Origin of the sequence: Williamsia limnetica (assembly GCF_003217475.1) — a bacterium.
Lineage (GTDB): Bacteria > Actinomycetota > Actinomycetes > Mycobacteriales > Mycobacteriaceae > Williamsia > Williamsia limnetica.
Map to the genome: position 1 here is coordinate 41,616 of NZ_QJSP01000008.1, position 21,180 is coordinate 62,795.

22 protein-coding genes are annotated in these 21,180 nt (G+C 64.1%); 12 read left to right on the top strand and 10 right to left on the bottom strand.

The features are described 5' to 3' along the window. Nucleotides 1–17: 17 nt before the first annotated feature. The 7 genes from DFR67_RS14260 to DFR67_RS14290 all read right to left on the bottom strand — a co-directional run bounded on the left by DFR67_RS14260 (nucleotide 18) and on the right by DFR67_RS14290 (nucleotide 7,270). On the bottom strand, nucleotides 18–1,052 hold the full coding sequence (locus DFR67_RS14260; RefSeq protein ID WP_110470176.1) for an MlaD family protein: 1,035 nt from the start codon (nucleotides 1,050–1,052) through the stop codon (nucleotides 18–20). Further along, on the bottom strand, nucleotides 1,049–2,353 hold the full coding sequence (locus tag DFR67_RS14265) for an MlaD family protein (RefSeq protein ID WP_110470177.1): 1,305 nt from the start codon (nucleotides 2,351–2,353) through the stop codon (nucleotides 1,049–1,051). Before DFR67_RS14265 ends, DFR67_RS14260 begins: the two co-directional genes overlap by 4 nt. Nucleotides 2,354–2,356: 3 nt before the next feature. Then, complete coding sequence (locus tag DFR67_RS14270) at nucleotides 2,357–3,211, bottom strand: ABC transporter permease (RefSeq protein WP_110470178.1); 855 nt, start codon at nucleotides 3,209–3,211, stop codon at nucleotides 2,357–2,359. After that, nucleotides 3,212–4,135, bottom strand: coding sequence for an MlaE family ABC transporter permease (locus DFR67_RS14275; RefSeq protein WP_110470179.1), 924 nt, complete (start codon nucleotides 4,133–4,135; stop codon nucleotides 3,212–3,214). Nucleotides 4,136–4,376: 241 nt separating this feature from the next. Further along, the gene (locus DFR67_RS14280) at nucleotides 4,377–5,147 is read right to left on the bottom strand and encodes an SDR family NAD(P)-dependent oxidoreductase (protein WP_110470180.1); all 771 of its coding nucleotides are present in this window, start codon (nucleotides 5,145–5,147) and stop codon (nucleotides 4,377–4,379) included. Next, nucleotides 5,144–6,445 carry a cytochrome P450 gene (locus DFR67_RS14285; protein WP_211325055.1) on the bottom strand — a complete coding sequence of 434 codons (1,302 nt, stop codon included), beginning with the start codon at nucleotides 6,443–6,445 and terminating at the stop codon, nucleotides 5,144–5,146. Before DFR67_RS14285 ends, DFR67_RS14280 begins: the two co-directional genes overlap by 4 nt. Before the next feature lie 186 nt (nucleotides 6,446–6,631). Continuing rightward, nucleotides 6,632–7,270 (bottom strand): TetR/AcrR family transcriptional regulator, encoded by a 639-nt coding sequence (locus tag DFR67_RS14290; protein ID WP_110470182.1) that lies wholly within the window; start codon nucleotides 7,268–7,270, stop codon nucleotides 6,632–6,634. Nucleotides 7,271–7,562: 292 nt separating this feature from the next. Between DFR67_RS14290 and pcaC the strand changes: the two genes are divergently transcribed. Next, a complete protein-coding gene (pcaC, locus tag DFR67_RS14295; protein WP_110470183.1) occupies nucleotides 7,563–7,955 on the top strand; it encodes a 4-carboxymuconolactone decarboxylase in 393 nt (130 codons plus the stop codon). After that, nucleotides 7,952–8,842, top strand: a complete 891-nt coding sequence (locus DFR67_RS14300) for an NAD(P)-dependent oxidoreductase (protein ID WP_110470184.1) — start codon at nucleotides 7,952–7,954, stop codon at nucleotides 8,840–8,842. Before pcaC ends, DFR67_RS14300 begins: the two co-directional genes overlap by 4 nt. A 21-nt stretch (nucleotides 8,843–8,863) precedes the next feature. Here DFR67_RS14300 and DFR67_RS14305 read toward each other — a convergent pair whose 3' ends face one another. Further along, the gene (locus tag DFR67_RS14305) at nucleotides 8,864–10,339 is read right to left on the bottom strand and encodes an NAD-dependent succinate-semialdehyde dehydrogenase (protein WP_110470185.1); all 1,476 of its coding nucleotides are present in this window, start codon (nucleotides 10,337–10,339) and stop codon (nucleotides 8,864–8,866) included. 76 nt (nucleotides 10,340–10,415) lie between these two features. Then, nucleotides 10,416–11,228: a mycofactocin-coupled SDR family oxidoreductase gene (locus DFR67_RS14310; protein WP_110470186.1), complete on the bottom strand. Its 813-nt coding sequence runs from the start codon at nucleotides 11,226–11,228 to the stop codon at nucleotides 10,416–10,418. A 258-nt stretch (nucleotides 11,229–11,486) separates the two neighbouring features. Between DFR67_RS14310 and DFR67_RS14315 the strand changes: the two genes are divergently transcribed. From DFR67_RS14315 to DFR67_RS14355, 9 genes are all read left to right on the top strand, one after another. Beyond that, the gene (locus DFR67_RS14315; RefSeq protein ID WP_245937950.1) at nucleotides 11,487–11,984 is read left to right on the top strand and encodes an FAS1-like dehydratase domain-containing protein; all 498 of its coding nucleotides are present in this window, start codon (nucleotides 11,487–11,489) and stop codon (nucleotides 11,982–11,984) included. A gap of 14 nt (nucleotides 11,985–11,998) precedes the next feature. After that, nucleotides 11,999–12,418, top strand: a complete 420-nt coding sequence (locus DFR67_RS14320) for a hotdog family protein (RefSeq protein ID WP_110470187.1) — start codon at nucleotides 11,999–12,001, stop codon at nucleotides 12,416–12,418. Then, complete coding sequence (locus tag DFR67_RS14325) at nucleotides 12,415–13,320, top strand: VOC family protein (protein ID WP_110470188.1); 906 nt, start codon at nucleotides 12,415–12,417, stop codon at nucleotides 13,318–13,320. Before DFR67_RS14320 ends, DFR67_RS14325 begins: the two co-directional genes overlap by 4 nt. Before the next feature lie 55 nt (nucleotides 13,321–13,375). Next, entirely contained in the window at nucleotides 13,376–14,542 is a 1,167-nt protein-coding gene (locus DFR67_RS14330; protein WP_110470189.1) for a thiolase family protein, read from the top strand. Nucleotides 14,543–14,572: 30 nt separating this feature from the next. Next, nucleotides 14,573–14,902, top strand: coding sequence for a hypothetical protein (locus tag DFR67_RS14335; RefSeq protein ID WP_110470190.1), 330 nt, complete (start codon nucleotides 14,573–14,575; stop codon nucleotides 14,900–14,902). A 45-nt stretch (nucleotides 14,903–14,947) separates the two neighbouring features. Next, nucleotides 14,948–15,463: a DoxX family protein gene (locus DFR67_RS14340; RefSeq protein ID WP_110470191.1), complete on the top strand. Its 516-nt coding sequence runs from the start codon at nucleotides 14,948–14,950 to the stop codon at nucleotides 15,461–15,463. A gap of 167 nt (nucleotides 15,464–15,630) precedes the next feature. Continuing rightward, entirely contained in the window at nucleotides 15,631–17,799 is a 2,169-nt protein-coding gene (locus DFR67_RS14345) for an MMPL family transporter (protein ID WP_110470192.1), read from the top strand. Nucleotides 17,800–17,834: 35 nt separating this feature from the next. Then, nucleotides 17,835–19,019, top strand: coding sequence for a sensor histidine kinase (locus DFR67_RS14350; protein ID WP_211325057.1), 1,185 nt, complete (start codon nucleotides 17,835–17,837; stop codon nucleotides 19,017–19,019). After that, nucleotides 19,016–19,681 carry a response regulator transcription factor gene (locus DFR67_RS14355; protein ID WP_110470194.1) on the top strand — a complete coding sequence of 222 codons (666 nt, stop codon included), beginning with the start codon at nucleotides 19,016–19,018 and terminating at the stop codon, nucleotides 19,679–19,681. The genes DFR67_RS14350 and DFR67_RS14355 overlap by 4 nt, the downstream gene beginning before the upstream one ends. A gap of 69 nt (nucleotides 19,682–19,750) precedes the next feature. Here DFR67_RS14355 and DFR67_RS14360 read toward each other — a convergent pair whose 3' ends face one another. Beyond that, the gene (locus tag DFR67_RS14360; RefSeq protein ID WP_245937951.1) at nucleotides 19,751–20,632 is read right to left on the bottom strand and encodes an acyl-CoA thioesterase domain-containing protein; all 882 of its coding nucleotides are present in this window, start codon (nucleotides 20,630–20,632) and stop codon (nucleotides 19,751–19,753) included. 120 nt (nucleotides 20,633–20,752) lie between these two features. On the opposite strand from DFR67_RS14360, the gene DFR67_RS14365 reads away from it, so the two are divergent. Beyond that, a complete protein-coding gene (locus DFR67_RS14365) occupies nucleotides 20,753–21,178 on the top strand; it encodes a Zn-ribbon domain-containing OB-fold protein (RefSeq protein WP_110470195.1) in 426 nt (141 codons plus the stop codon). Nucleotides 21,179–21,180: the final 2 nt, after the last annotated feature.

A 21,180-nucleotide genomic window follows, 5' to 3' on the forward strand; every position in this document is an offset into this window, starting at 1 on the left:
GCGAACGTCTGGGCGTTTCATTGACATGCCGGCGAGTACTTGGGCTTACCGCCTGGCGTGGCGGCAGCAACGATGGACGGGATCACATTACTGAGCGCGGGCACATAGGTCACATTGAGGCTGCAGAGGTACGTCTCGATGAATGCGCCGCTCTGGGTGTTGCGGGCGAGTCCCTTCAACAGGATCGGGACATTGAACCCCAGGTACGCGAATGCGGTCTTGTTGTTCATGTAATGAGAGGCGAAACCCGGCTCCCTGACCAGCATCTGGTTCAGTTCCGGTGCCGCCTGGTCCGCCAGCGTCGCCACTCTGCCGACGACCGCCGAGATCGAGTCCAGCGAGGTCACCAGTTCCTGCCTGCGTTGGGAGAGCCTTTCGAAAATCGACTGTGCCTGCGTGATCACGGTGTCGACCTCGCCCCGCTGCTCCGCCAGGGTCCGCACGATCCCGTCGAGGTTCCCGATGATGTCTCCCAAGATCTGGTCCGGACCGGCGAACGACTCGGCGAGGTCCGAGGTCTCGGTGACCAACGTGGTGATCGAACCGTTGTCCCCCTGGAGCGCACGGATGATCGAGGTTGTGATGTTGTCGATCTGTTCTGGATCGAGAACGCTGAACAACGGTTCGAATCCGTTGAGCAACACCGATATGTTGAAGGACGGTTCGGTGTGGGCCAGCGGGATCTCGCCGCCGTCGAGGACCTGTGGTTGCCCGTAGTCGGCCAGTGACAATCCAAGATACCTCTGGCCGATGATGTTCTCGTAGGTGATCGAGGCCTTGGTGTTCCCGTACACCCGCTGGTTGGCCTCGACCCGAAACTTCACTCGGGCGAGGGTTCCTTCGAGCGCGATGGAATCTACGCGACCGACGCGGACGCCGGCCATCCGGACATCGTCACCGACCCCGAGACCCGACACATCGCTGAACACTGCGGAGTAGGACTTGGTGGCTCCGTTCACGCTGCGTTGCAGGGTGTTGAAGACGGTCCACGTCAGGGTCAGGGAGATCACCAGGAAGATGATCAGACCGATGAGCGGCTTGCGGTAACTCACGATGGCCCCTGCTCAGGTTCGGTCGAAGCGCTGACCACTGCTCCACGGGCAAGCGGACCGAGAAGGAGTGTCGAGGCGGAGTTGGCGTCCTCTCCGAGGATCTCGCCCAGGAGTCGCTGCTCTTCGCGACTGCCGACCGGGCCTACGTTCCCGCCCATGGGGGCCGACATGAAGTTCTGCGGCGTGTTCAGATCGGGCACCACCGCAGGCGCGCTCGTCGCTGGTGCGGTCTGGCAGCTGGGCCCTTCCAGATTCCCGTATCGGGGGCAGTCGGCCCGCGTGTACATCTGATGCGGGGTGAACTGGAACTGGAACTTACCTGTCGCATTCCGTTGACCGACCGGCCAGAACTCTGAGAACCACTTCTTCGACATGTTGTTCAGGCTCCCGGTGATCTGTGAGAACGATTCACCTCCGTCAGCGATCACCCCGATCACCGGGCCGAGCGCGGTCGTGATGCCGATGATCTTGTCCGTGTTGTTCACCAACGCGGTGTCGACCGTCGAGAGGGTGTTGCTCCCTGCGGCGAGCAACTGGTTCAAGCCCTTGTTCTTCTCGGCCAGGGTTCGCATGGGGACCACCGCCCTGTTCATCACGTCCAGGAGGTCCGGCGCCGACTTCCGCAAACCCTGAACGGCCCCACTGAGCGCGTTCAGCGTCGACGGTTGCCCCCGCGGCGCGATCACGGCATCCAATTCACGGGTGATCTTGTCGAGTTGCGCACCCGCGGTGGCGATGTCATCGCCGTGGCGGTCGGTGGCCTCGGCCACCACCGCGAGCATGCCGACCGTCTCATCCGTCCCCACGCGTGCCGAAGCAGCGATGATCTCGCGCACCTTCGTCATGGCGGTCTGCAGCTGCACTGTCGACAGGCTCTCGTCCTGCGTGATGATGTCACCTTCGGTCAGTCCGGGCGCAGATCCGTTGTCGACCAGCTGGATCGATGACACCGCGAACACGTTGCTGGGCACGACACGGGCGGTCACTGTGCGCGGGATGTTGCGGGTATAGCTCGGATCCAAGGCGAGATCGACGTAGTTGAGTCCTCCATCGGTCCCCGGGTCCACACCTTTGACCGTGCCGACCAGGACGCCCCGGTACTTCACGTCCGAGTTCGACGGAAGCCCGTCACCGACGTTGGCGAGCACCGCGGTGGCGGTCACCGTCTTGTCGAACGTGCCGTTCATCTTCGCGTAGAGCGCAACGAGTAGCAGAGCTACCACAGCCAGGGCGGTGAGGCCGAAGACGAACAAGCGGGTGTTCGAGTTCCCGCGCGGATCGGTATCGAAGATGACGGGCATCGCTCAACCACCGAGCCGCGCGCCGGAGCCGACGCCCCACAGCGCCATCGTCAGCAGCAGATTCACGACGATCATGGCGGAGATACTCGCGCGCATCGCGCGTCCGGCCGCGGTGCCCACACCTTGCGGTCCGCCGGATGCGTAGAAGCCGTAGTAGCACTGGATGGTGGAGGTGATGATGACGAACACCACAGCTTTGAGCATCGAGTACAGGACGTCCGTGCTGTTGAGCACCAGCCGGAAGTAGTGTTCGTACGTCCCCGCGGACATTCCGCTCGACAGACTCACGACCCCCTGCACCGTCACGTAATTCAGCGTGAGACAGATGAGGTAGAGCGGGATGATGGCCACGATCGACGCGAGCAGGCGGGTGGTGACGAGGTACGGGATGGGCCGGATCGCCAGTGCCTCCATGGCATCGACCTCTTCGGAGATCCGCATCGCGCCCAGTTGAGCGGTGAAGCGACAGCCGGCCTGGGCAGCGAACGCGAGTGAGGCCATGATCGGGGCGAGTTCCCGGGTCGCGGCGGTCGAGGCAACCATGCCGGTTGCCGGCTCGAGGCCGAGCAGGTGCAGAGCCTGGTACCCCTCGATGCCCACCAGGGCGCCCGCTGCGGCCCCGAGCACGATGATCACACCGGCGGTACCGCCGCCCACAACGATGGAGCCGTTACCCCAAGTGACGTCAGACAGGATGCGTAAGAACTCTTTTCGGTAGTGCCGCAGGGTCAACGGGATCGACACCAGCGCTTTGACCAAGAACGCGACCATGTGACCGAGTCGCATCACCACGGCACCCTGGGATACGACCGCCGCCGCGACCGGCCGAACCCCGGGTGGGTAGTACTTCGAAGCCATCTAGAACCCCGTCCGCGGGAACAACAGGACGTAGAGCTGGGTGAAACCGACGTTGACAACCATCAGCAGGATGATCGAGGCCACTACGGTGGCGTTGACCGAGTTGGCCACGCCTGCCGGTCCACCGCGGGTGTTCAAACCCTTGTGGCAGGCCACAATCGCCACAATCGCGCCGAAGACGATCGCCTTGATCATCGTCAGGTAGAAGTCGCCCACCGTCGCAAACGACGCAAACGTGGACACGAAGGTCCCGGGAGTGCCGTTCTGTACGAAGGTGTTGAACAGGTAGCCGGAGAAGAAGCCGACGAAGCAGACCACCCCCGTCAGCGACACCCCGACAAGGACCGCCGCCGCCAGGCGCGGCACCACCAGCCGGCGGATCACCGACAGGCCCATGACTTCCATGGCATCGATCTCGTCACGGATCTTCCTCGATCCGAGGTCTGCACACACAGCGGAACCGGCGGCCGAAGCCATCAGCAAGGCGGCAACCATCGGCGCACCTTGCCTGATCACCGCGAGACCGCTGGCGGCGCCGGCCATCGAGGTGGCACCCACCTGACCGGCCAGCAGCGCGAACTGAATCGACAGTGTCATGCCGATGGGGACGGCGACGAAGACCGTCGGCATCGCTGAGGCCGAAGCCATGAATGCCGACTGCCGGATGAATTCGACGAACGGAAACTTCAGCGTGCAGATGTCGATGATGAGGTACTGGATCGCCCGCAGACCCAGGACTGCTTGCCCACCGACGGTCTCGAGAGCGGCAATCGGGTGGCGTCGAACGTATCCACGCGACCATTTCTTTATCTCACCTACGGCCGAAACCTTCTGAACCGTTTGCACAGCAGAAGCTTTCGGTTTCGACCGTCGATGGCGAATCGGCTCCGGCCGGGCCGGCGCACCGCGTTCGAGGATCGCCATTGGTCCTCCAGCTCTGCCCTGTCGGTCGCGGTCGGCTCGGCAGCGGTCGACCACAGAGGCGGACCCGGCGCATTGCGTTGACGACTCCAGGGCTGTTGGGCCGTCAAAACCTTGATCTGAGGAGGTACGTCTCGGTCGGTGAAACCTGGGTTTCACCTCGAGTGTGGTCGCCGCCCCCTCAGCCGGCGACCACACCGGAGTTCAGTGCAGATGTGTGTCGATGGTCATCGACGCCGCATCGTCACAGGTACCAGCCTCCGTTGACCCCGATGATCTGACCGGTGATGAAGCCGGCCTTGTCGGAGGCGAGAAATGCTGCGGCTGAAGCCACGTCGTCGGGCGTACCGGTGCGTCGCACCGGCGTCATGGTCGCCAAGGCATCGAGGTCGGGGACAACGCCCGTCTTGACACCGTTCTGGGCCATCGGGGTGTCGATGATCGACGGTGGGATCGTGTTCGCGGTGATGCCCAGCGGCGAGAGCTCGAACGCGAGCGCCTTGGTCAGTGCGATAACGCCGCCCTTCGACGCAACATAATGAGCCCGATTCGGTGCACCGGATTGCGCGCTGGACGACGAGATGGTGATGATGCGTCCCCATCCCTTCTCGATCATGTCCGGCACCGCCGCCTGGACCGCGTTGAAGGTACCCGTCAGGTTGACCTCGATGAGACGGTTCCACGCCTCGAGAGTGAGGTCGACGAAGGGAACATCCCCATCGATCCCTGCGCTGGTGACGATCACGTCGATCGGCCCGAACTCGGTGCGCACCTTTGTCAGCGCGGCATCGACCGCGTCGCGGTCCGTGACGTCCACCTGACCACCAAGCGCGGCATATCCACTGTTACGCAGCTCCTTTGCAGACTTCTCTGCGAGGTCGCCCTGCTGATCCAGGAGTGCGACACGGTGTCCGGACGCCGCAAGATGCTCCGCTGTGGCCAGGCCGATGCCCGACGCGCCGCCGGTGATCACCGCCACGCGGTCGGTCGAGCCGTTGTCGGCACCGGCACTCATGAGGCATCCTTTTCTGCGTTTTCCGTGATCGGGGTGAACTCGAGATGGAGTTCGGTGAGGCCACGCAAGATGTAGGTGGGCTCGAAGCTGAACTTCCGGTCGTCGGCCGGACCGTGCGCGGACTCGGAGATCTTGATGTCAGCCATCCGGTCGAGGATCCGCTCGAAGGACACGACACCCTCGATACGGGCCAGTGGCCCACCCGGGCACGAATGGATACCGCGACCAAATGCCATGTGCTCACGCAGATTACTGCGATCGAGATCGAATTCGTGAGGATTCTCGAAATGCGTGGGGTCACGATTGACGGCACCGGCGGCGATCATCACCGTCGTGCCGGCAGGGATGTCGACCTCACCCAGTGTCGTGTCCTTGACCGCCAGCCGGAAGCCGGCCTTGACCGGCCCTTCGAGCCGGAGCGTCTCTTCGATGAAATTGTTGAGAAGGCTGCGGTCGTTGCGCAAACGTTGTTGCAGTTCTTGGTCTTCGGCGATGAATCGCAGGCCTGCACTGAGAAGTTTGACGGTGGTCTCCTGCCCTGCGGCGAAGACGAAGGTCGCAGAGCGTACGACATCGATCACCTCAGGAGTCGTGCCGTCCGCGTACTTTGCCTGCGCCAGTTTCGTCAGCACGTCGTCTCGTGGATCGCGCCTGCGCTCCTCGATGTAGGTGCTGAACTTCTCGTCCAGCCATTCCAAGGGGTTTCCCACGAGCGTGTCGCCGTCCGTGGCTCCCGGGCGAGCGCCGGGGCGAGGGACACCCAGTTGGATCCGGAAGGCTTCGTGGTCCTCTTCCGGGACTCCGAGAAGGTCCGCAATAACAAGCAGCGAAAAGGGTTTCGCGTAGTCCGTCAGGAATTCAGTGCTGCCGCGTTCGATGAATTCGTCGAGCTGGACGTCCGCCAGCTTCCACATGAACTCCTCGTTCTCCTTGAGACGGCGCGGAGTGAGGAGTTTGTTCAGCAGACCTCTGGCGCGCTGATGCTGCGGCGGATCCATCGTGACCATGTGCTCGTGGAGCGGCATCTTGTCGCGATGCTCCGCGATCAGCGCGCTGATGTCATCACCCACCGGTGTGAACGGCAGGTCCGGGAACGGGCCGCCTACCGAGATGCATGAGGAAAAGTTCTCGGTGTCCCGGAACACCGTCATCGCCTCGTCGTGTCCGGTCACCGCCATGACGCCGTGATGGGGTTCGCGGACCACCGGACACTTGGACCTGAGGTGGTCGAAGTACGGGTTGGGATCGGGGATCAGTGACTGATCGGTGAAGAAGTCAACTGAATCGAAGTCGCTCAAGACAAGCCCTCCATATCGTGCGCAAGACCAAATGATGATGGGGCTGGGCCTTGCCGCTGCTGTGCACACGCTCAGCGTGCTGTGCATATGCTTAGCATGCCAGCAGAAACGGGGTCAAGGTGTCTTTTTGAAGATTCTCGATGAAGTAATCCGAGCCAGTCGCCCGGAAGACCGCCGAAAGCGGCTCTACGCTGGGCGATTCGGGAAAGGCATGCCGGTCAGGGCTTCGAGTTCTTCGACGCGGGGCTCACCCTCGAGCTTGCGGAGGTACGCCTCGACGAACTCGAAGGTCTCCTTTTGCCCCGTCGTCATGCCGAGCGACTCCTCCATGATCAGCACGCGGGAGACGCTCGTCATCAGTGTGATGGCCACGACCGCCGACATCTCTTCGGGATCAACTCCGTAGCGCGACAACGCCTCTTCGATCACGCGGGCCGCGTCGACACGAAATCGTTCGGCATAGCGCCCGATCTCCGCGCGCAACTCTTTCCGGTGGTTCGCCAGGGCGATGAACTCCATGGTGAGCGCGGTGGCGGCGGGATCGATGCTGAATCGCCAGAGCGCCCACAGCGGCTGAGAAGCCTGCAGTGCGAGAGCGTGCACCTCGATCCCCTGCTCGGCACGGCGCGCGAACACCGCCGAGAAGAGTTCATCCATGGTGCGGAAGTAGTAGTGCACCAGTTGAGGCTTGAGACCCGCTGCCTCGGCGACGCGTCGTGAACTCACTGCGGCGTAGCCCTGCTCGACCATCAACCGTTCTGTGGCGTCCAGCAGCACCGTTCGGTTCTTCGCATCGGGTGCGCCGAGCCTGCGTGGAGAAGCCATACCCGTCACCTCCGTCCCGTTCCGATTCGTCGATCCACCAGCGGATCACCGAACAACATGTCTCAACAATCCACCTCACGTTAGGCGAGTGCTCAGCATTCGCGAAGCTCAGGCCCGTCCGAGTGCCGACTATCACGTTCTCAGTCCGACCTTCGGGCTCTTACTCCCAGGTCACGCACTTTTTGCGAATACGATTTGCTTATAGCGAGAATGCCAATATCATCGAGGCGGGGCGCCGGCAGTATCGCGCCGTGCCTCCAGAGCCGCGCTCGTCGACCAGGAAGTGCCCCTTATGCCCACCGATGCAACCCGGCGCGAGACATACGACGCCGGCATGAAAGTCCGCGAAGAAGTGGTGGGCGAGGAGTACGTCGCACGAGCTGTCGCGGCGACCAACGACTTCAACCGGCCGATGCAGGAACTGGTCACCGAGTACTGCTGGGGTGCGGTGTGGACCCGCCCCGGTTTGGGCAGGCGAGAACGGTCGATGATCAACCTCGCGATGCTCACCGCCCTCGGAAAACCAACCGAACTCGGCGCCCACGTTCGCGGCGCACTGAACAACGGCGTGACACCTGAGGAGATCCAGGAAGTGCTGTTGCAGACCGCTGTCTACGTCGGCGTCCCCGCCGCCCTCGAATCCTTTCGGGTGGCAAACGACATCGTCGCGGAGCACACCAAATGACTGCTCGGGCAGCGTCATCCGTTGCATTCATCGGCCTGGGAAACATGGGCGCGCAGATGTCGGGTCGACTGATCGCGGCCGGATACGACGTGGTCGGGTTCGACCCCACCGAAGCTGCCCGCGAGGCGCTTGTCGCAGCCGGGGGCTCCGCCGCGGCCTCGGCGTCGGATGCCGTCAGCGGTGCCGATTTCGTGGTGCTGATGCTGCCCAGTTCTCGGGTGGTCGAAAAAGTCCTCGGCGACACCGCGGTGTTGAGCGCACTCGGCGCAGGCACGACGGTCGTCGATATGAGTTCGTCCGAACCACTGTCGACCGTGGAACTCGCGAAGGTCGTCGACAAGGCAGGAGCGGTTCTCGTCGACGCTCCGGTGTCTGGTGGCGTCGCGGGCGCGGCAGCCGGATCGCTGACGATCATGGTGGGCGGCAGCGATGAGTCGGTGTCACGGATCAAGGATCTACTCGCCCCGATGGGAACGATGACCCACGTCGGCGACGTCGGCTGCGGCCACGCCCTCAAATCCATCAACAATCTGATGGCAGCCGTGGGGTTGCTGGTCACCTCTGAGGGGGTCGCAATCGGCAAGCAGTTCGGTCTCGACCCGGCGCTGGTCGTCTCGATGGTCAACGCGTCGAGCGGACAGAACGCCGCGACCGACGTCAAGTTCCCCAGGTTCGTGATTCCTGAGACCTACAATTCGGGCTTCGCCTTGGAGTTGATGCTCAAGGACATGCGTATCGCCACCACCCTGGCATCCCAGATCGGGGTGGCGACCCCGCTCGGCGAGCGTGCTGTCGAGGTCTGGGCGAGCGCCCACGACGATCTGGGCCCTGGAGCCGACCAGACCGAGATCGCCCGGTGGACCTTCGGGAACAGCAAGGCGCCCTAGCCGATCGGATGTCGTAACCGGTCAGATGCTGAGGCCGATCAGTTTGGTATCGAGGTACTCACCGATGCCCTCGGCCGCACCTTCTCGGCCGAGGCCGCTTTCCTTCACGCCGCCGAACGGCGCTGCTGCCGACGTCGGGTTGATGTCGTTGATCCCGACCATTCCGAATCTCAATTGCTCGGACACCCGGAGTGCGCGAGCGAGATCGCGGGTGTACACGTATGAAGCCAGCCCGTAATCGGTGTCGTTGGCCATCGCGATGACCTCCGCCTCGTCGTCGAACACGGTGACGGCTGCAATGGGCCCGAATGTCTCCTCGCGGTAGATGTCCATCTCGGGGGTGACACCGGTGAGCACTGTGGGAGCGAAGAAGTGACCGCCATCGTAATCCTCACCCCTGAGTTGCTCACCGCCCGCGTGCACCGTCGCGCCGCCGGCCCGCGCGTTGTCGACCTGCCGCCGCATTCGATCGATCGACGTCTGGTCGATCAGCGGGCCCACCCCACTGGTCGCGTCGAGTCCGTTGCCGACAGTGAGTTTGGTCGTTCGGGCTACCAGGGTTTTCACGAATTCAGCTGCGATCGATCGGTGCACGAAGATGCGGTTCGGACTGATACACGCCTGGCCGGTGTTGAGGAATTTGACCAGCGTCGCGCCTTTCGCCGCGTGCACCGGGTCGGCGTCGGCGAACACGATGAACGGCGCGTGACCACCGAGCTCGAGCGACACCCGCTTGACCGTCGAAGCAGCCTCTCGGGCAAGCATTTTGCCGACAGCCGTCGATCCGGTGAACGCGATCTTGCGGACTGCTCTGCTGGCGAACACCCTCTCGCTGAAGACCCGCGGATCCTCGGTGGTCACCAGATTGGCGACGCCTGCGGGAATGCCCACGTCTTCGAAGATCTTGAAGACTGCGATGGCTGTGAGTGGGGTGTGTTCGGCAGGTTTGAGGAGCACCGGGCACCCGGCGGCGAACGCCGGCGCAACCTTGCGGGTGATCATCGAGACCGGGTAGTTCCACGGGGTGATGGCCGCCACGACGCCCACCGGTTGCCGCAGCACCATGAACCGCTGGTCGGCGCGCGCCGACGGAATCGTCGACCCGTAGACGCGTTTGGCCTCTTCGGCGAACCAGATGAGGAAGTCGGCCGCGTACTGCACCTCGGTTCGGGCTGCTTTGAGCGGCTTGCCCTGCTCCATCGTCATCAGCATCGCCAGGTCGTCGGCGCGCTCGAGCATCAGCCGGTAGGCGTCGTACAGGTAGGCAGATCTTTGGTACGCGGTGAGGCCGGCCCAGGCAGGAAAGGCGGTGTCGGCGGCATCGATGGCACGCTGGACATCCGCCGCCTGGCCCGCTGCGACCACTGCGAGCACGTCCCCGGTCGCCGGGTTGGTGACGTCGAAGCTCTCATCCGTTTCGCCAGGGCCCCACTGCCCGTTGATGTACAACGAATCCCGAGCAGCGCCGGGACCGGCGAGCAGTGGCAGATCGGACATATGCTCGGTCACTTTCGTACATCGATGGTCACCCATCGCCGGTCAGAGGTGGGATGCGGGACTCGGCGACGGTCGCCTAGAAGTACTGCGCGCCGCCGTCGATGGTCACGTGCTCGGCGGTCATGAAGCTGGATTCATCGGAGGCCAGAAAGGCGACGGCGTTTGCGATCTCGTCCGGTTCGGCCGCCCACTTCTGGAGCATCGAAGAGTTCATGCTGGCCAGCAAGGGATTGGACGCAGCAGTTTCCGCGATGCGCTCGCGCATGTTGCCCGAACCCATCGGACTCATCACAGCGCCGGGATGGACACTGTTGACCCGAATGCTGTGCGCGCCGAGTTCGGCGGCGAACGCGCGGGTCATGCCCGTCACCGCATGCTTGCTGGTGGTGTAGTGGACCATGAACGGCTGCATCTTCTTTCCCGCCGACGAGCTGATCAGAATGACCGAGCCTCCGCCACGGGTGACCAGGTGGGGAGCGGTCGCCATCACGGTGTTCCACACGCCGGTCACGTTGATGTCCATGGTGTCCTTGAACATCTGCGGTGTCGCTTCATCCCAGGTAGCCGGAATACAGATCCCGGCGTTGGCCACCACGACGTCCAGTCCCCCGAGTTGTGTCACTGCCTCCTGGGCAAGGGACTTCAGCCCGTCGAGGTCCCTGACGTCCCCTTGCCGAAGGATTGCCTTGCGTCCTTGCGCCTCCACCAGCGCCACGGTTTCAGCAAGGTCGTCGGCGGTCGCCGAGTCGTATGGGACGCCAGGTAACTCCTCCGCGAGGTCGACGCCCACGATGTCGGCGCCTTCCGAGGCCAGCCTCACTGCGTGTGCGCGCCCCTGCCCGCGAGCCACACCGGTGATGAAAGCAACCTTGCCCGCGAGTCTCGCCATGAAGAACTTCCATTCGTAGTGGATCGGGCGCCCTCGGCGCCCTTCCAGGTGGGCGCGGCGCGGGGTTGGACCGCACGCGGGCCGCTGATTTTAAGTCACTTGAATCATACCTGCGCGGCCACCTATGCGCAACGTGATTATCCTTTTTTGGAAATGGCATTATCACCCGTGGTAGACCTAAGAGAGGGCGCCCACTTCGACGCGTGCCCGACAAGGCCGCCTACCCGGTCGAACCAACTACGAGCCCGAGGTCAACCGGTGACGCACACTCACATCACGCCCGAGATGCGATCAGTGCTCGGCCGAGAGTTCGCCCATTCGACGAGCTTCCCGATCGCGGCGTCCGACATCCGGCGCTGGGCCATCGCCGTGTATTACCCCGAGCCACCTCCCGCTCGCTACTGGGACCGGTCGGTTACACGCGAGCCGCTGACCGCTCCGCAGGAGTTCAATCCGTTCGCGTGGATGTCGAGCGAGGGGCCCGCGCCTGCCGCCGAGCACGATCCGGACCGGCATTTCCGATCGCTGGGGGTGGCCGGCCCTGGACTGCGTTTCCAGGTGAACGGCGGGGTCGAGGTCGCCTACGGCGTCCCCATGCGTGAGGGCGATGTCATCACATCGTCATCATCCATCGCCGAGCTCACCGAACGCACCGGCCGGCTGGGCCTGATGCTGTTCACCACCGTCGAAACGGTCCTGACCAACCAGGACGACGCCGAGGTCCGCCGTCAGCGGATGACGATCATCCGATACTGACAGCGAGGAGATCCATGAGCGACATCACTTTTGCGGTGGCCGTCGGTGACACACTGCCGCCCTTCGTACGGACGACCGGACTCGCCAACTGGAACCGGTTCGCCGCGGTCAACGACGAGTTCATCGACATCCACATGGACGACGACGCCGGCCGAGACGCCGGGTACGAGTCCGCCTTCGGCATGGGGACACTGCTGTGGTCGTACCTGCACAACGTCGTGCGGGACTGGCTCGGCGAACACGGCCGCATCTCCGAGATCAACTGCCAGTTCCGGGCGCCCAACACCAAGGGATTGACCCTCTCTGCGCACGGCAGGGTCACAGCCGTGGCCGGCGGCGTCGTGCAACTCGACGTGTGGATCGAAGACCAGCACGGCAACACCCTCACCCCGGGCAGCGCAACAGTCCAACTGACCGGCGGCGATGTCACATGACGCTCGGCAAGATCTTTCACCTCGTCCACATGACCGGCGATCTCCCTTCGCTGGAGACCTGGTACGACGACGTCTTCGGCGTACGCCGAGGATGGCTCGACCACCACTACGCACAATCCGAACAGCGTGACGCGTCTCTGGTGACGCTCGCCGACGTCGTCATCGAACCGCTGGCCCCCGCTTTCGCGGTCGACGGATGGGATCGCTACCCCCTGGGCCGGTTCTACAACCGCTTCGGCAACCACTGGCACTCCATCGCCTGGTACTGCGAGGACGCGCTCCCCTACTGGGAATTGATGCGGGAGAACGGAATCCGGGTATTCGGGCCGGCAGGCGGACAGTCAGATGAACCACCACCCGCCGGAAGCCCGGTCTTCACACATCCGAAGGACACGATCACGCAAATCCAGTTCGATCCACCGCGGGAGAGCCGGAGCCGTGATCCGCGGTTGCACCCCGATTACGACCCACTCTGGTGGCTCACCAATCACCCACTCGGACTGTATGGCCTCTCGTACACCACAGTGCTCACGAAAGATCTGGAGCGCGGCGAGCACATATTCGCCGGCGTTCTCGGCGGTGACGTCATCGAACGGTCGACGTCGGGGCTCACCGGCACCCAAGATGTCTACGTCCGGCTCGGCGAATCCGTTGTCCAGCTGTCCACACCGACAGGCAACGACGGCATCGCGGCCGATGACCTCGCGGCTTCCGGCGAGATCCACCATGCCGTCTGCTTCCGGGTCGCCGACCTCGACCGTACCGAGAAATACCTGGCGTCCAAGGGCATCACGACCTCGGCCCGGGACGACGACACCATCCTCAGCGCGCCCGAAACGACACACGGGGTCCCATTCCGTTGGACGACCCGCGTGATCCCGGGAGGGACCTTCGACGCATGACGACCCCGATCAGCAGGCAGCACAAGCAGTCCACCACCACCGAAAGAGGAAACCGATGACCGAAACAGTAATCGTCGATGCCGTTCGCACCCCGATCGCCACCGCACGCAAAGGCACCCTGCGCGACACCTCCGCCGAGATCCTCGCCACCCACATCCTGGCCGAGGCGATTCGCCGATCGGGCTTGCCGCCGGAGTCGATCGACGACGTCATCTTCGCCGAGTCACACTACGGCGGAGGCGATCTGGCACGCTACGCAGCGGTCGCAAATGGCCTCGTCAACGTTCCGGGACAGGCGGTCAACCGCTACTGCGCGGGCAGCCTGACCTCGGTCGCGAACGCCGCCGGGTCCATCACCTCAGGCATGGATACCGTGATCATCGCCGGTGGCGTCAACACGAACTCCACCAGCCCACGCCCCGTCTGGCGAGTCATCGGCACCGAGGACACCGAGACCCGGCTCCCCCCGACGTTCCCCTACCGCGAAGACGCCGCCGATGACACCAGTCTGTCGGTCGGCTGGAACATCGCGCAGAAGTACAACCTCTCTCGGGAGCAGATGGACGCGTGGGCCGTCCGCTCGCACGAGCGGGCAGTCGCCGCGATCGATTCGGGAGTCTTCGACGACGAGATCGCCCCGATCAAGGTGACGCAGGGTGACGGCACCGTGGTCGAGTTCGCTGTCGACGAGCATCCTCGGCGTACCACGACATTGGAGAAAGCCGCTCAGGTCAAGCCGATCCATCCGGAGATCGAGGGATTCTCGATCACTGCCGCCAACGCCAGCGGCGCCAATGACGCAGCTGCCGCGCTGACCCTGACCACTGCCGAGAACGCGTCCGCCCACGGACTGACCTCACTCGGAACCGTCAAAGCCTGGGCGTCGGTCGGCGTCGACCCCAAGTTCACCGGCGACGGTAGCCTCATCGTCATCCACAAGCTGCTCGAGCGCGCCGGCCTCACGCCATCCGACATCAACCTGTGGGAGATCAACGAGGCCTTTGCCTCGGTGCCCGTCTCCGTCTGCCAGGAACTCGGACTCGACGAGAACGCGGTCAACATCTATGGCAGCGGCTGCAGCCTCGGCCATCCGATCGCGGCGAGTGGCGCCCGCATGCTGACCACGCTCGCACACGAATTACACCGTCGCGGAGGCGGAATCGGCGTCGCCGCGATGTGTGCCGGTGGTGGCCAGGGCGGCGCCGTCCTCGTGCAGGTCTGAGACGAGTAGGTCTATCGGAGGGAAGAGAAAATGTCCGCAGCAGTCTTGTTCGCCTGGTCCAGTCCCACCTCGCAAGAGACCGACGCAGAGTTCAACCAGTGGTACGACACGGTCCATGCACCGCAGGTCAAGGAAGCGATCGGCACTGAGGTGCGCTTGAACCGCTACCTGCTCAGCGAGCCGAACGCTGACAACGCCGCCACCGTCCCCCGCTATCTCGCCGTATACGAGTTCAGCGACACCGATGTCGCCACAGCACACGCTGCTCTGATGGGGGCCTTCAAGGGCCGCAAGTTCGACATGTCGCCCACCATCGACTCGAAGGCAGGGAGCATGCAGTGGTATACGCCAGTGCAGTGAATTTGCCTGCCCCCTTGCGGATCAATACAGGAAAGAGCCGATGAGATGACACGCCTGCTCGACAGAACACACACCGACAACACAGCGGTGCAATTGCTGCTCCGCGCCGCCGTCGGCGGAACGATGATCGCCCACGGCGTCAAACACGGGCGGAGTATCAACGGTACTGCCGGGTGGTTCGGCTCGATCGGCTTCACCCAGCCCAAACTGCAGGCTCAGGCGTCGGCTGTGGTCGAGGTCGGCGCAGGCGCTGCCATCGTCGCCGGCGCAGGCACCCCAGTGGCCGCTGCCGCCGTGGTGGGAACAATGGCGGTTGCCGCGAAGTCGGTGCATCTGCCCAACGGCTTCTTCATCACCTCAGAAGGCTGGGAGTACGTCACCAACCTCGGGGTTGCCGCCGTGGCACTGGCGTCGATGGGTCCGGGCAAGTTCAGCGTCGACCGGGCACTCGGCCTGGACAGCAAGATCACCGGTGGCAGGGCAGCAGCCCTGGCCGCCGGCCTCGGTCTCGCTGCCGCAGGAGCGCAGCTGGCAATGTTCCATCGGCCCGAAAACAAGTGATCACGGGGTGATTCGGTAGCTTTTTGCCGCCTCTGACTCATGGGGACTACTGCATCTGCAGTAGTCCCCATGACTGCGTCAGGCCGATTACACAGCACGAGTTGCGATGGATCCTGGTTGAAGCGTCGAACTCTCGGCGTCTCTCGTGTGCACCGAAAGGCCAGCCCTTGTCATCACTCGCCCACTGGTGCTTGCGGCGGCGCACTGTCGTCGTCACAGCCTGGATTGCCCTGCTCATCGGACTCGCTGCCGCGGTCGTGAGCGCCGGCACCGGATTCACCGACACCACCAACGTCCCCGACAGCGATTCCGCCACCGGCTACAGCCTCATCGCCCGGGCAGGCGGCCCACAGGCGGCAGCACTGAGTGCCGACAGCGGCACCATCGCATGGCAGACCACGGGCGTCTCGATCGACGACCCTTCTGTGAAACAGCAGGTGTCGACAGCCCTCGCCGACATCGCCGCCCTACCCGACGTCATAGGCGTCAGCAGCCCGTACAGCGACATGGGTGGCGAACAGGTGGATTCAACGACCAACACCGCCTTCGCCACCGTCGATTTCATCAAGGACTCGGACACGGACGCCGCCTCGGACATCGCGAAAGACCTGCAGACGTCCACCATTGACGTCCAAATGGGCGGGGACGCCTTCAGCGTGCAGCCCGGTGGCGGCTCGCACATCACCGAGGTGATCGGCATCGTCGCCGCGTTCGCCCTGCTGCTCCTGGTCTTCCGTTCGGTCTGGGCCGCGCTGTTGCCCATCCTGACCGGCATCATGGGCGTCGGAACCTCCCTGCTTGCTGTCATGCTCATCTCGCACGTACTCGACATGTCCGCCACCTCACTGACGATGGGCGCACTCATCGGGCTTGGTGTCGGAATCGACTACGCGCTCTTCATCGTTCACCGTCATCGCACAGCGCTCATGAATGGGCACTCGGTACGAGATTCGATCGCCCAAGCGGTCGGCACCTCGGGCCGGGCGGTGATCTTCGCGGGCCTGACGGTGGTGATCGCGTTGCTGGGCATGTTCGTGGTCAACCTGAGCATCCTGACCGGGATGTCCCGCGCCGCAGCTCTGACGGTGCTGTTCACTGTCGCGACCGCAATCACCCTGTTGCCGGCGCTGTTGGCGATGCTCGGTACCCGCGTGTTGTCCAAGAAGCAGCGGGCCGCCCTGGCAGCAGGCGACACCAATTCGGCCGAGTCGAAAGGGGTCGCGGCCCGATGGGCTGCGCTTGTCCAGGCGTCACCGGTCAAGTTCGCAGCTCTCGCGGCAGTACTCATCGGAGTAGTGGCGGCGCCGGTCGTCGCGTTGCAGGTCGGTACCGCCGACTCGAGCAGCGATCCGGCCGGGTCGCCGGGCAACTCCTACCACCAAATGATGGCCGAGGGTTTCGGTGACGGCTTCGACGCCCCCATCCTCCTCGTCGCACAGGCGCCCGACGACGCATCGAAGCAGGTCTTCACGGACTACACCCAGACCGTCTCCGGTCTGCCCGACGTCGCCGACGTGGTGGCCGATCAGCAGAGCGCCGGTTCGGAAATCCTGGTGGCCACCGTGACCCCTGCTTCCAGCGGCCAGCAGGAGGCGACCAACGATCTGGTTGCCGACCTACGCGCAGGAGCCCCTGAGGGGTTGAACGTCCACGTGACGGGGTCGGTGGCCTCGAACATCGACATGGCCGACGCCCTCATGAGCAAGCTGCCGTTGTACCTCGGATTGATCGCCCTGCTGGGCTTTCTGTTGCTCGCGATGGCGTTCCGCAGTGTGCTCGTTCCGTTGCTGGGTGCTGTCAGTAACCTGTTCACCATTCTCGTCGGCCTAGGAGCCATCACCGCCGTCTTCCAGTTCGGCTGGGGCTCAGAGCTTCTAGGAGTCGGCGGCGGTGCACCCATCGAGTACCTGGTACCGGTACTCATCGTCGGCGTGATGTTCGGTCTGTCGATGGACTACCAGGTCTTCCTCATCAGCCGGATGCACGAGGAATGGACCACAACCGGCGACAGCCGAGCAGCGGTACGAGTCGGCGTCGGCGAGACCGGACGGGTGATCGCGGCCGCCGCCACGATCATGCTGTGCGTGTTCGCGTCGTTCGGGTTCAGCGGTGAACGGATCGTGGCAGCAATCGGGATCGGCATGGCCATCGCGGTTGTGTTGGACGCCTTCGTCATCAGGCTCATCCTCATGCCCGCTCTGATGACCCTGATCGGATCCAAGGTCTGGTGGTTCCCGTCATGGGCCGAGCGCATCACCCCACGCGTTTCGATTGAGGGCCCCGTGGACACCGGCGCCTCCGACGACCGGTTGCTGGAGTCGGAAGTTCGCTCCTGACGATGACGGGTCGAGGTGAGTGGGAGGATCAAGACGTGAACCTCGCAACGATCGTCGACCCGTGGTCGCGAGGACCGAAATGGTTCCGGCGCACGCGCGGCATCGAGATCGCCACGGTGGTGGTGATCATCTTGGCCGCCGGGGTCGAGTCATGGCGGATCGCCTATGACCATGCTGCTCTCGGCGGCGGGTACATCGATCTGCTGATCACCCTGGCCGGCATCGCGCTGGCCTGGTATCGCCCCTGGCCCGGCATCATTCTGACGGCCTGCGGCCCATTGGTTGCCATGAGCCTGGGCTGGGATCCGCTGGTGCCGTGGACCATGGTGGTCTTCGCGACTTTCGTCTTCACACTCCGCGGGCTGCCCGGACTTCCGGTCGGGATACTCGTCGCCGCGGCGAACTTCACCGCGGTGGCCGTCTTCAACGACATCGGAGTGACCAACATCTATGCCGCCGTAGCAGCGATCTCCGCGGTGGCCGCGGCCGCGGCGGGTAGTGCCATCCGCGGGCATCGCCAGTACTGGGACGAACTGGAGAAACGGACGCAGGACGCGGTCAGCAACCGCGAACTCGAAGTCGAACATCGCGTGGCCGAGGAACGCCTGCGAATTGCACGCGACCTGCACGACGTCGTCGGTCACGAAGTCGCGGTGATCAGCATGCATCTCGGTGCTGCCGAGATCCACCTCCCTTTGGGAGCTGATGCCAGTCGCGATGACCTGGCAGCAGCGCGTGTGGGCGTTCAGTCGGTGTTACGCGAGACGCAGAGCATCCTCGCTGTGCTCCGCGTCGGCTCCGAGGACGACACCCTGTCCCCGGCCGCCGGTTACGCCGGGATCGTCGATCTGGTGGGAACGTTCCGGTCGGCCGGGCTCGTGGTCCGTGCCGACATCGCGCAGGAGCCGGCGGCGTTGTCCCCCAACGTGAGTACAGCGGCGTACCGAATCGCGCAGGAGGCGCTGACCAACGCGCAACGGCACGGGACGGGATCGGTGGACCTACGCATCGAGCTCGACAACGGCTGTGTGACGGTCGAGGTCTCCAATCCGATCGGAGGCGCAGAACCCGGGACTCGCCGAGCCGGCAGCGGGTACGGATTGGTAGGGATGCGCGAGCGGGCGGCGTCCGCCAACGGCCGGCTCACCATCGACACCATCGACGGATTATTCCGCGTCCGCGCGGTCCTCGGTCCCGATGCACCAGAGGTTTCGCGATGATTCGGGTCCTGATCGTCGACGACCAGGAGATGATCCGGGTCGGTCTGCGCACCATCATCGACGCCCATCCCGATCTGACTGTGGTCGGAGATGTCAGCGATGGTCTCCAAGCCCTACAGGCCCTCGAGACACTGGCCGCTGACGTCATCCTCATGGACATCAGGATGCCCGGTATAGATGGGGTGGAGACCACCAGACGGATCCGCGCAACGCACCGCGGCGACGATCTCCGCATCGTCGTCCTCACCACCTTCGAGCACGACGACAACGTGCTGGCGGCACTGCGGGCCGGCGCAAATGGGTTCCTGAGCAAAGGTGTCGGCCCTGGCGATCTTGCTGCCGGCATCATCGAGGTCGCGGCCGGTGGCGGCGCTCTCTCCGGGGCCGCCGCCGCAGCGCTCATCGGGCACGTCGCGGGGGACCGTGCGCTTCCCATCGATCCCGTCATGGCCGACCGCTTCACCGCGCTCACCCCGCGCGAGCGCGAGGTGGTGGCGGCCATCGCGGGCGGGCTGGACAACAAAAAGATCGCCGAGCGGATGTTCCTGTCGCCGTTCACGGTCAAGACCCATGCCAATCGGGCGATGACCAAGGTCGGAGCGCGGGACCGGGCCCAACTGGTCACGTTCGCCTATCGCGCCGGGGTCTCGCCCACTGCATGACCGGAACCGCGCGGCAGGCGCACGTTCAACAATGCCCATGCCTACCGGCTCGTGGTCACGCAGTAGTCGTCACTGACCGCTCGGGGATCGAGAGAAGTCGACTTGAACCGCGGCGTTGCTCAGCGCCGTCACGACACTGGTGCCGTACGGCCCCCTGTCGTCATACAGGGTCGCCGTGCCCACCGAGATGCCGTCGGCAGTGATGTGACTATCGGCCTCGACCCCGAGGAGCAAACCCTCCGGCAATCGGGAGATCGCCATCGTGACATCGCAGTTGATGTAGCCGATGCCCGCTGTTCCGAGGTTGGTCACCAGGCTGGCGGACTCGGCGGACTGAACGGCGTGGACGAAAGGCGAGGCCGGTTCACCTGGTACCACAGGCAAACTCGCGCCCCATGCGCGTTTCCGGTCTGCGTTCTGGTGCTCGGCGATACTTTGAGTCCACCCGGTCCGGTCCGTGTTCAGCCAGGGATGCGTTGATTCGTTGTCGGTCGGCATCCGCTCCGGAGGGTAGAAGTCCGCGGCCGGAACCCATTCGGCACCCGGCGGAGCACTCGACTTCCTCAGGTACACCACGGTGGCCCGGGCCACCGCCACATCATGCTGCGTCACCTCCACGTCAGCAAGAACGATCCGGCGACCGGCGCGCAGCTGCCGAGTTCGAAACACGGTGGGCAGGTTCTTGGCCGCCTTGTAGAGATCAATGGTGAATCTCGCCGGTACGAAGTCCGGGCCACCGAACTCGAGTTCGAGGGCGCGTGCAGCGGCGCCGCAGATGGCCGGCCCGTTCAGCGTTTCCGAGCTCCAGGCGCTCGTCGCCCACTCGGTCGGGATCAGTTCTGCGGGATCGGCGCAGGTGGTGAAGAAGCTCAGCGATTCGGTCACCGCTGAGATGGTGCCACCGAGCGCGGCCGTGACCACCACGTTCTTCATAAGTGTGGGAATCAGCACTTCTCAAAACGAGTATGGCAATATTCGTAGACGAGAATGCAATTTCCGTTTAGTGTGAGTGGGTGCCCAGCCGTCCGAAGTGGACTCATGCCGGAGGCACCAGACTTTGGAGGACAACTCATGGCGAAGGCGCTCGCGCCCGACGTTTCAACGTGGCCTGCGGAGAATGCGCAGCTCATCGGCAGCAGGTGTGATGCCTGCGGCGCCACCACGTGGCCCAAGCAGGACCGCTGCCCCCGGTGCAGTGGACCGGACATGTCCGAGCTGCTGCTGCCCCGCCGTGGAGAACTGATCGCGTTCACCACCCAGGGCTTCGTACCGAAACTTCCCTACGCGGGCGGTGAGACCGCTGCGACGTTCGAAACCTTCGGCATGGGGCTCATCCAGCTCGGGGAGGTGGTCAGGGTCGAGGCCCGGCTGACCGAGGCGGATCCGGAGAAGCTGGCCGACATCAAGGACGTCGAACTCACCTTCATCCCGTTCTACACCGATGCCGATGGCACCGAGATCATCACCTGGGCGTTCGCGCCGGTTACACAGAGCTGAAC